4 protein-coding genes are annotated in these 12,721 nt (G+C 35.3%); all 4 read left to right on the forward strand.

All coding sequences use genetic code 11. The features are described 5' to 3' along the window. Positions 1–605 precede the first annotated feature (605 nt). A complete protein-coding gene (locus tag ELX58_RS04435; RefSeq protein ID WP_133441955.1) occupies positions 606–872 on the forward strand; it encodes a hypothetical protein in 267 nt (88 codons plus the stop codon). A gap of 190 nt (positions 873–1,062) precedes the next feature. Continuing rightward, a complete protein-coding gene (locus ELX58_RS04440; protein WP_133441956.1) occupies positions 1,063–4,629 on the forward strand; it encodes an autotransporter outer membrane beta-barrel domain-containing protein in 3,567 nt (1,188 codons plus the stop codon). Then, a complete protein-coding gene (locus tag ELX58_RS04445) occupies positions 4,601–7,933 on the forward strand; it encodes a DUF5776 domain-containing protein (RefSeq protein ID WP_133441957.1) in 3,333 nt (1,110 codons plus the stop codon). Before ELX58_RS04440 ends, ELX58_RS04445 begins: the two co-directional genes overlap by 29 nt. Positions 7,934–8,283: 350 nt before the next feature. Then, a complete protein-coding gene (locus tag ELX58_RS04450; protein WP_133441958.1) occupies positions 8,284–12,675 on the forward strand; it encodes a BspA family leucine-rich repeat surface protein in 4,392 nt (1,463 codons plus the stop codon). The last annotated feature ends 46 nt before the right edge of the window (positions 12,676–12,721 follow it).

Consider the following 12,721-nt stretch of genomic DNA (forward strand, 5'->3'; position numbering starts at 1 on the left):
TTGTGTTTGCTTTGATGGATTTATGATATTATATAAGTACGAATGTGAGTAACAAATAGTTATAGGATGTCGCGGGACGATAACCCGAGATGCAATATAATTGGCACTTCAGTTTGAAGTGCCTTTATTTTTATTTAAATAACTCATGTAAATATTTGAATATTTATGGATAATACGATATTCTGAAGATGCATTGAGAAATCTAGACTTAATTGTCTCAAGGTTTTAAAAAAGTCTACTGAAAAGTAGGCTTTTTTTTTGTATATAAAAAGGCCGTCCAGTTAAGGACGACCTAAACGAATACTACAACAGTAAAATGTTAATAACTTATGAATTAAACCAATGGTGGTTTATCCAGTGAATTATTAGATAAGCTGTAACTGTAGCAATTACGCTTAATTCGGCATTGAGAAATTCTAGACATAACTGCCACAAGGCTATCACCTCCTCATTTTGAGATGACAGATATAAGTATATCAAAAGTTTCCTTATAAGTGGTGTACTTTATCTTATAGTGTTTAGGTATACCAAAAGTTATTTTCCAGTAGCGCCTCATCTCACAACTTGCTATAATAGGGGCGAATAGACACGGGAAAGGAACTGATATGATGGTATTAACCAAAAAAGACATCGAAGATCTTTTTAACAAGGAACAGGGTCAATACAAGAAGGACGTCAGCGAAGCCAAGAGTTTAGACAAAGCTAAGGCTGCTCATAAAGATTCTGACACTCAGGATAAAGAACTCGACAAGGACGATCTTTTTATCCACACCATGAAGCAGATGAAGAACGACGTTAGTGATCCAGACATCTCTAACGATAGTGAAGTCTTCGATGAAGATAAGGAAAACATCGATCGCGCTAGTAAATGATTAAATCAGATTATAGATATAAAGGCTTCGTTTAGTTGATAAACTCAATTAAACGAAGCTTTTTCTTTTTGAAATTAATAAAGAGTCTACATTTTAATCTGATATTGACGATATAACTTGAATAAAGCTAGTATAATAATTGTATATAACAAATAAAGTGTCGATTTTATAAAAAGATGGCCTTAATATTATGATTAATAAACGTAAGTTATTTATCCATAATGATAAAAAATTACTTCATAAGATCGGTAAGCAGTGGGTCGTAATTTCGGCCTTTCTCCTGATGGCATTGGGTGCTGCAGGAACAACGACTACTACCAATGTGCATGCTACTGTACAAGATAATCAGAGTACTAATTCAGTTGCTACAAGTCAAGTTGCATCCCAAGCTACATCCTCTAGTAATAATAAGGGTGCTAATACACAAACCTCACAGATTATGAATGCATCAGAAATTATGCATAGCAACTTAGTTAATAATTCTGATCGGTCATCTGAGAATGAAATGCTTAATAATTCTCAGAATGTACCATCTAATCAAGTAGCATCAAGCGGTGATAATCATAACAAGTCTTTAATGTTTGGAACAGTTCGTAATCTGGCTGAATCAAAAATTCAGAGCTCCCCTAAGATATCAGTTAATAAATCTGATGTCCAGATGATAAATATGGGATCTCTTAACAAAAGCAATGTTAGCGACTTACTCAGTGATCTTCAGCACCCTACGGCTAAAACATTAGTTATTGATGCGCAAATCCCATCTGCAGGGATAATGATTCCTAATCCAAAACATTCTTTTAAATTACCATCAAGTGATATGAATATAACATTAAATCTTACGCCTCAAGATCCTAAATATAGTAGTAATACACATCCGACATTCCCTACAGTTGAAATATATCCTAATTTAATTCCAACTAATATTAATTCAATTACATTGCCCAAAGGCACAATAATCCCTTTAGTAATTACAGGGAGGAAAGCAAGGAATGCAACGGAGCCATTAACTAATTGCTACCAAGATTTATTAGATTATAATCCTAAATCTGATACTTTCGGAGATAGTCTATTTGATGTATCTGACCAAAATAACGGTGAAATAGTAATATCTAGAGACCTACATAGAGTTACATACAAGGATCTTTATAGTGATATTGATGGTGGTATACCAACACCACAATATCAACAGAAAAATCCTGGTAGTTCGCATAAAAAGGGCCCAATTACGCTGCCTTCAGATTGGAATTTTGTTGATCAATACGGTAATATTAGTACTCAACTCATTGGTACAACACGTTTTCCAAAATTAGTTATGGCTAGTAACAGTAACAACGGTAAATCCGTCTTAATTGCTCCTAATGATGATGGCCTGACGTATAAATATGATCAAAGTAATAATAGTATTGAATTTGTTAGTGGGTTAGCTCATAGCGATTTAAGCGATTTTTTGGATAATCCATACGTTAAGAGAGCTAACCATATTACATTTGATCCAGGTATTAATTTAAAATACGTTAAAAATATGGATGGTATGTTTAAGGGTGATACTAACTTACAATCACTTGATTTCGGCCCGTCATTTAAAACATCAGATATTAGTGATAAGAGTGACATGTTCAAAGGCGACACATCTTTAAATAGCATTACAATTCAATCAAGCGACACTACTTTTAAAAATTCTTCTGATGTACCAGACCTGTATGAAAGTAATAATGGTCAGATAATTTCTCCAACGCCTAATGATTTTAGTAAAGGTAATATAGGTACATTTCTTAGTAAGACATTTGCGCCTAAACCTAGTCCGAATATAAGGAATGGCTTTATTATCTATAATTATGATGGCAAACAGATTAATTCTCGACAAATTTCGTCAGCAGATGATGGTTATACGGTTCAGATTAAGAACCTTCCAATTCCTAATCGAACGACTAGTGATAAGAATGTTAGCTATGTTTTTGTTGATCCTAATAAAACTATTTCTTTACATAGCAATAGTGATGTTACTGTTGATATTGAGCCAATTAGTGATGCTTATAGCGATGTTAATAACAACATTAGTAGTTATACATCGGAAATGACTAGTCTTAGTAATGCATTTAATAGTAATTCTCAAATTAGTCACGATCCAACGATCGATGCTATGTGGGCAATTGATAGCACCATGTTTAGTAGTGCTTCAGCTGCCGTAAGTGGTTATAGAAGTGCTTCTGATCAAGTTTATAATGCAATGAGTCAAATGTCTCAAGCCTATATGGCCTACAGTAACGCTATGACGCTAAAAGGTGAGGAATATAATGCTTCAAATATTGGTAGCTTGAGTAGTTCAGCAAGTACTGGGATTAGGAATGCATTAACGAGTGCGAATGCTAATAGTAAAGCTATTGCTAATGCTGTGGAAGCAATTAAAGATAATAATAGTTTTATTAATGATAATTATAAGAGCATTATTACTAACAAAAAGAATATTAGTAATAACGCAACTTCAATTTCTACTAATAGAACTAACATTCAAACTACTAGTGCCAATGCGTCTGCTTCCGCAGTAAGCGCCTACAGTAACGCTTCAAGTTACGCAAATAGTTTATCATCTGCAGCATCGAATTCTATTGCCCATTCTATCAATTCAATTAATACTAGTATTAGTGATGCTTATGACAAGGCTATTAGTCAAGCAAACACAGATGCATCTAATGCCATAACATCAGCTGAAAGTTTTGCTAGTTCTAGTGCATCGAGTGCATATTCACAGGCTTCTAATTTAGTTAGTAGTTTGAGTAAATCTGCTAGTAATAGTATTGCTAATCTTTCTAATGCCATAAGTTCGAATAATAGTTGGATTTCCACGAATTATTCTACTGTTAATTCAATGGAAAGTAATTATAGTACTGTATCTAGCAATGCCCGGAACGCTAATACCTGGGTGTCTTCTAATGGTAATACTGTATCAAATAATGCTAGTAATGCCATTAGTTATGTATCCGTCAATTCTGGAAGTATTACCAGTACTATGATCCAGACAACTTCAAACTCCGGGTGGATTGCAAGCAATTCATCCCGTTTGACTAGTGCATTTAATAGTACCACTGATGCTGATAATTGGATACATGCTAATTCGACTAGTGTAAGTACTATAGAATCAAATTACAATGCAATTTCCGCCAACGCTAATAACGCATTTAATTACATTACTGCTAACTCCAGTAATATTACTAGTGCGTCAACACAGGCTACAACTAATAAGGGATGGATTTCTACTAATTCAGCTAGTGTATTATCTTTGAGTAGTGAATGGTCGAGTATTAATAGTAAGATTACGGCTGATAGTTCAGCTTTAAATTCTGCTATTAATACTAAAGCTGATACGTCAACGGTAACTAATGATCACAACACGTTAAGCGGAAATATTGTTATAGCGTCAAGTATTGCTAGTGAGGCAAGTCAATTAGCTGGCGATAATCAGACATGGATTCACACGAATTCATCTAGTATAAGTACAATTGAAAATAACATCGACAATGTTTCTAGCAATGCTCAGAATGCTAATAATTGGGTAACTAGCTATGGAAGTACTGTATCCAATAATGCTTCAAATGCATTAAATAGTACTGATACTAATGCCCAAAGTATTACTATCTTGAATAATGATAAAGCTGATAAGAGTAGCATTAATACTAGGTTTACCAAAGATGAAAAGAGCATTTCTGATAATACTAGTAACATTACTAAGAATGCTCAAAATATTTGCTACCAACACTAGTGGTATTAGTAGTAATGAATCTCGGATTAGTGGAGATGAAAAGAGTATTGCCTCCGACTCAAGTTCCATCAGTAGTTTAAATAATACTGAATTTGATGATACTAGTATTAATAGTCGCTTTGATACTGATGAGAGTCATATCAGTAGTAATGAATCAAATATTAGCAAGAACGTAAACAGTATTACTAGTTTGAACAGTACTAAAGCTAACCAAACTAGTTTAATCAGCGTAGTTAGCTCAATAAGTTCGATTAATGCTTGGGTGTCATCTAATTCAGCAAGTGTCCAGAGTACTAATAGTTGGGTAGTTGCTAATTCTAGTAGTGTTGTAACCAATTCTAGTGAAATTAGTAGTTTAAATTCTGCTAAATCACTGGATGAAAAGAACATTGGTAGTAATTCCACTGAATTAACATCACTTAAAGGGTCTGTATCGGCCAATAGTCAAAGCATCAGCACCTTAAGTGGCAAAGTTACTAATAATGAAACCAGTATTAAGAGTAATGCTTCTGAGTTGAGTAAAGTAACCGGTTCAGTAAGTACTAACGCTAGTAACATTACTAGCTTGAGCACTTCTGCTAGTGTGAGCATCAGTGCTTTGAGTCTATCTACTAGTACTAGTATTACCAATGCATATGCAAGTGCAACTTCATGGGCTAGTTCGTATGCTAATAGTACGGTAGCTATTGCAGAAAAGATTGCATCAAATAGTGCATCGAGTGCATACAATTCTGCTATAAGTTACGCATCGAGTTATGCTAATAGTGTTTCAGTATCTGCATCTAATTCAATTAGTGCAGAAATTAATTCAATTAGTACAGACATTAGTAACTCTTACCAGAGTGCCATTGATCAAGCTAGTCTGGATGCCGATAAAGCAAAATCATTTGCAAGTTTATATGCTGACACGGCTAAGTCCAATGCTGAATCCTTTGCTAGTTCTAGTGCATCAAGTGCGTACGCCCATGCTTTAAGTCTTGCTAATAGCTTAAAAGTTTCAGCTTCTAATTCTATTGCCACAACCTTTAGTACAATTAACAGCAATATCCAAAGTAATGCTGCCGAATTAGGCACTGACAAGACCAGTATTACTTCAATGAGCAATTCCACTAATACTCGTATGGGCAATGATGAAAGTAAGATTGCCAGTAATGCATCATCTATCAGTACTAACGCTTCCAGCATTGCTGCTAATACAGGAAACATTAGTAGTAACGAAACTCGCATAAGTGGTGATGAAACTAGTATTAAGAATAATGCTACTAGTACTGCTACAAACTCCGGTAACATCAGTAGATTAGGTAGTTTAGCCAATACAAATCAAGGTCGAATTGCTACTAATTCTTCCAGAATCAGTAGTCTAAACAGTGCTAAAGCCGATGAAGTTGGTCTAACTAGTTTGAGTAGCTCTGCTAATACTAAATTCATAAATGATGAAAATAGTATCAATGCTAACAGCAACGCTCTCAAGTCTAAAGTTAATATAAGTGACTTTGATACTTTAAGTGGTAATATATCCACTGATGAGAATCATATCAGTAGTAATTCTACTGAATTGAATACGCTGAGGGGTGTCGCATCTACTAATTCTAGTAATATTAGTAGTTTGAACACCCATAAGGCTGACAAGACAGATATTACTAGTTTAAGTACTTCCGCTGACAGCAGAATGAATAAAGCTGATAGTAGTATCGGTGATAACATTAGTTGGATTAGTAGTAATTCTGGTAGTGTCAAGATGATGGAAACCAATTACTCATCGGTATCCAACAACGCTAGTGGGGCATTTAGTTATGTATCGGCTAATTCCGCAAACATTAGCAGTACATCTACTCAAACTACTTCTAATGAGGGATGGATCACATCTAATTCCAAGAGTTTGAGCAAGGCATATTCTAGTGTCAGTGATGCTGATACTTGGGTACACAATAATTCAACGAGTGTAAACTCGATTGAGACCAACTTCGACACTGTATCGAATAATGCTAGGAACGGGTCCGCTAAAGCTGATATGGACGCTACCCAATTAAGTGCTGTAAGTGGTTTAGTAAAGGCTAATAGTAATCAGATTAGTACTAATAGGAATGATGTTGTTACCAATTCTTCCAATATTAGTAGCCTAGACAATAATAAAGCCGACAAGGCCAACATTACTGCCATGAGTAATTCTGCTAATACTAGAATGAGTAATGACGAAAGTAATATTACCAGTAATGCATCTACTATCAGCACAAATGCCGCCAGCATTGCCGCCAATAAAAAGAACATCAGCAGCAATTCCGCTGACATCAGTAACTTACATGTTTCATTTGGCAATACCTCCGTTGGTGACTTGGAGACTAACCTTTCTAATTTAAGTAATGCCGTAACCACTAATGTTAGCCACAACACCGCCTGGATTGCTTCTAATTCATCCAACTTAGGAACCATCGAGCGCACCTACAACACCGTCTCCAACGATGCCCAACACGGTTCCAATCAAGCCAACACCAACGCCACTCACATTGCTAGTCTAAGCACGTCCACCAGTCATAATAGTAATGCCATCTCGAGTCTTGACTCCAATAAAGAAGACAAGACCCATGAAAGTGCCGACATCACAGACACTGTTAAGAGGATCCCTCAGAACATCATCGGTGGTGCCGATCAATACCAGGTCGATAGTAATACCGATCGCATCAATGACCTGTATCGAATAATTAATGATTTACCATCGAGACAACAGGCATTCCCAGTCGCTACTCATACTATTAAGCACCTAAATGAGCTTAACGTGGGTGATAGCGGTGTTTACCATGGCAAGACCATTGCTAGATTATCGACTAAGCATCACTTCAAATACTTACGGATTATCAAGGGACTCGGGTTGCACACCAGTCCGTTCTTTAATAAACGCTATGGAAAGAGTGCTGTTAAGTGTTTATCGCCGTCTATGCATTTAACGTTGGCAATCAAACGAATCTACAAGATTCATTATGATGGAAAAGACCGGCTTCGTTACATGGTTAGCTATCATGACCATGACTACTTCATAACCGGTGATAAGCGTTACCACGGTAATTCGTACTGGCAACCAAGTGATTTGGTTCATCGTTCAGGACGAATTAGGGTTGAGCATGCTTGCTATGAATATAGTTCGAAAAGCTATCAAAAATCAGCTCATGTAAGAACGTTGCGTCCGGGGATGACGTTAAGTATCAAGAAGATTATCTTCATGGGTTCTAAACATCATGGATTGACCAGATTTGAATTAACGAATGGTGATTATGTAACGTCTAATAGAAATTATGTAAAATGGCTATAATATGCGAAAGGTTTGAATTTTATTACATCAATAGAATTCGAACCTTTTTTCATCACAGTCCATTTTTGTAAACGATTAAGTAGCCAAATAAATAAACTTTGTGAAATTAATTAGTAAAATTTCAAGATTAGCATACATTCCACACTATTTATCTGCTATAATAAAATAGATTAAAAACATAATACTGGACTAGTGTATCTTTATGTGATACAGGATACATCACAACTATATAATTGAAATCTAGTCGTGGAAGGATCGATCGTAATTATTTGTTGTCGTGTTGTTTATCAAAATTATGAAATTAAAAGTGTCAGTTCATATTATGAATCAGACAAAGAAGGTGCCACATTATGATTAACAAGCATAAGTATTCAATTAAAAATGATAAAAAGTTACTTCATAAGATTGGCAAGAAATGGGTCGTTATCTCGGCGTTTCTTCTGATGGCATTGGGCGCTGCAGGTGCTACCACTACCGTTAACGCTCGAGCCGAAGAAGAGGCTAACCACACTAATAACCCGGTAGCTGAAAGCCAAGTCTCAAACCAGGCTTCTGGTGGCTCAGCAGCATCTGGCAGTCATAATACGACCACTAATAGTGACGCGATCATGGCCACTTCAAAGACGATGCACCGTAACTTGATGCGTTTAGCCGCTGATTCTGGACCGGACCAATCTACAAATACCACAAATAGCTCACAGAATTCATCATTAAATCAGTCTTTATCTTCTCAGCAGTCATCTGGTAATAATCACGGTCAGGGATATACTGGCCAAAATTCCGCATTAGGTAAGACTGATATGCACTTATTAACTACTGAAGATCAGACCGCTAATAAGGGTAGTAATCAGCAACAGACCCCAGTTCTTGGTGCACAGTTATTAGATACGCAAAATAATGCAAATAAGACTAGTGTTCAACCGAGTCAACCAAATGTACAGAACTCGACTGTCCAGCCGATGAAGCCGTTTACTATCCCTCACTTTGGGACCGGCTATTATAATGATAGTGATTTAACGTTAACGTTTGATCAGAATAAGGCTACAACATATAATGAAGAGTATATTAGCGAGATACCAAAATATATTAATAACGCTTTAACTAAGAACAATATTGATGTCACTAAAATGTATGGTACGTTGACTTTCAACATGGATGCTTCGAAGGTTAAAGCTGTAACATTTTTGAATTATTATCGTTCAGTTTATTTAGCTAATATTAAGCCCAATAACTTTACAACGGTTATTGCTAATATTAAGAGTAAGAAAGTCATTAATGCTACTTACGTATTTACTGGTACAGACTTGTCAGCGCCCTCTAATATGAAGAATGTTAAAGCTATTATATGGAACCTTATTGGTTCTAGTGTTACGGATACTCAATTAACGCACCCGTTTCCATCTAATGTGAAATTTATTGGTACCACCATTCCTAATCCAAAACTTCCAGGTGGTAGTCGTGTTAGTACGAATATATTCTTAGTTGACCCATCAAATTATCAAGTATATCCATTTTCTGATACCAAAAGCCTTGCTAACGTCTTTAAGTCTCACGTACTGTTCCCAATTGCGGATAATTTAAACGATGATCAAGATTACATTCTGGATAACGGGGTTGAATTACTCGTAACAATTAATAGTGATAACACAATTACCATCTCTGATAATACTCAAAATGATGTTGCCAGCCTTGACTTTCTTAAACGTCCATTACTCGAAGACTTCGTACATGTACACATTAATAAAATTCCTCCAGAGTCTAAGATTAAAAAAGATGGTACAGAGACAAAGTATTATACTGTTGATCGTTTTGGTAATGTTACACGTAGATATAACTCAGGTGATTTTACAATTACTCGTATAAAAGCACCAGCTCAACAACCAGTCCAATGGACATTGAAATTTACAAAACCTGTAACGTTTATTGTTGATAACAACAAAGCTTTAGCAACCCTTAAAGGTAGTGATATAGATCAGAAGACTCATAAGAATAGGAATCCATGGAGTAGTGATATTGGCACTATCGATTTGAGCAATACAACGATTAACTTTAAAGCTACACCACCATCTGATTTTATTGGTGATTACAAAAATCTTAAAAATATTATTTTAGGTAATATCATCAATGGCGAAAATGCCACTAAATTATTTGCCAATGATAATGACTTACAATCGATTACGGTCACGTCAAGTGACAGTAAGTTTAATGGCAGAAATAACTTACCATATGGCATGTATCTCCAATCAAATGAGAAAGATCCCAAAGGTAATTATTATACTTTGCCAACTCCACATAATTTTATGAATGGTACAAATGGTCCAAATGCATCTGCATCATTAAAGGGAACGTTCTATAAGGCTAATAACCCGACGTCTGACACGATCCAATATCAGTATAATAATAAGAAAACAAATAAGACTACTAATATTGGTAAGCCATTGACAATCAAAGGTTACTTAGATAGTAACGACTGGATATATAAGGTAAACGTAAGTGAAAATGTGCCATCGGATTATCATTTGGCTGCTAGTGATACAGTGCTAGAAGATGGTAAAACTCATGACGTTGCTGTTTCACCTAATGTTGAGCCTGATATGGTTTATTATTACTATTCTGACATTAAAAAGCCTCTTAAAAGTGTTCAGGTTATTAAAGGTAATTATGGTAGTGATGCAACATCAGCCATTAATAATCCGAAGAACGTACCAATAGGTTTTACCTTAGATAATAAAAAACATACGACGGGGATTTATACGCCAAAAGGAGCATTTTATGTTCAGGTAACACCATCTCAAGTATCTGACACCATTAATTATCAGTTAAATGGTAAAACTTTAAGTTCACATGTGTTCAGAGGTAATGACTATCGGTCAGGAGTAAAATCAACTACAGTTACTATTTCTAATACTAATGATCCAGATATCCCGACTTACTATCATGTAGCCAGTGATACTAATAATACTTTTGAGTATGATGGCCAACCGCATAATGTTGCTATTGCGCCTAATACTGTAAATAGTACTGTTAATTATTCAGATGCCAATGGCAATCATATTGGTAGTGCCACGATTAATGGCCCGTATGACACTAGTGCTAAAACAGCTATTGATAATAATGCGCCTTTCAATCCTTATAAATATCATGTTGTAAGTGGTGATAAGGTATCATATCAGCCAAATGCATCTTATAATGTGAAAGTTGCAATGAATCCTGTTAGTAATACCGTTAAATTTAATGATATTTATGGGAATATTGATGGCTTAAGTGCACAGTTAAATTTATTAGACTATAAAACGAAATCTGATTTACCAACTAGTGATTATTCTGTATCAGCACCAAACAGCAAATGGGTTTTAGTTAACCCAAATGGGACTTTAGTTAATGGTAACGAAAAGTTTAATTATGGCACTAACCAGACAGTGGACGTTGCTCCGGTCTACGATGGCTTAACTTATAAATATGATAAAAATAATAACAGCATTGAATTCATTAACGGGACAATAAATACTAATGATTTAAGTAACTTTTCTTCAAATAATTCTCTTGTTAAAGGTGCTAGATCCATTACGTTCGATAATGGTATCAACACCAGTAAAGTTACTAACATGTCTGGCATGTTTAAGGGTGATTCTGATCTAAATACAATTAATTTCGGTAATTCATTTGATACTAGCCATGTTACTAACATGTCAGATATGTTTGAAAATGACCATAAATTACAGGCACTAACTTTGTCTAATGCCTTTGATACTGGTAAAGTTACTGATTTTAATAATATGTTTTCAGATACATCAATTAAGAGTTTAACGATAAATTCTCCTAAGACTACGTTAGCAAGCAATGCTAAAACGAAATTACCTTATTTGTATCAACAATCATCTGATAAAAATAGTCAAGGTGATTTTTATACATCAGCAAAACCTAATGATTTTACTAAAGGTAATTTAGGCACGTTTGTAAAGCCTGCTATATTAAAGCCTGACACGATTATTTATCAGGATAAAGATAATAACAATAAACAGGTTGGTAACCCTGTTCAATTAACGGGACTTATGGATCCAACTAATGGTGAATTTCAGGTTGATATAAGTAAAAATGTACCAGCTAATTATCATCTAAACAATCAGAATGATATTACAGTAGTTGATAATGGTGGGACGTATGACGTAGAAGTTCTGCCAAATAATACGAAGGGTCTGGTTATTTATTCTGATTCTGACTATCCTGCTGGTAAAACAGATATCTATACTCTTCAACTTTCAGATACTGGGAATACATCTCAAGAAAAATCCCATGTCCCTAATGGTTATGTATTAAAGAATAAGGATATCGACGGTGTCATTGTATCAGATGGCTCATATCATATTCAGATAAGACCACAGCAGGTAACTGACACCATTAATTATCAATATGACGGAACGACTCAAGCTAGTCATAAATTTACGGGTAATAATTACCTTACTGGGGTAAATGGCACATTCATCGTTAATAGTGTTAACGACCCTGGTATTCCTAGATATTATCATATAACGAGAACGAATATGAACCCCAAGGTTCCTAGATCTTATCGATTTAATTATGATGGCCAGACACATAATGTGCCTATAAAACCTGATGATGAAACCAGTACCGTTTATTATGAGTATGGTTCTGATGCTAATCCGCAACAGGTTGGTCTAGTAACGATTAATGGCTCATATGATGCTAGTGCGAAAAGCGATATTGATAAAGGGTGTTCCTAAGGGTTATACGGTATTAAATGAAACTGACAAGCAAAACTACACATCA

Source organism: Acetilactobacillus jinshanensis, assembly GCF_004359375.1.
GTDB classification, from domain to species: Bacteria; Bacillota; Bacilli; order Lactobacillales; family Lactobacillaceae; genus Acetilactobacillus; species Acetilactobacillus jinshanensis.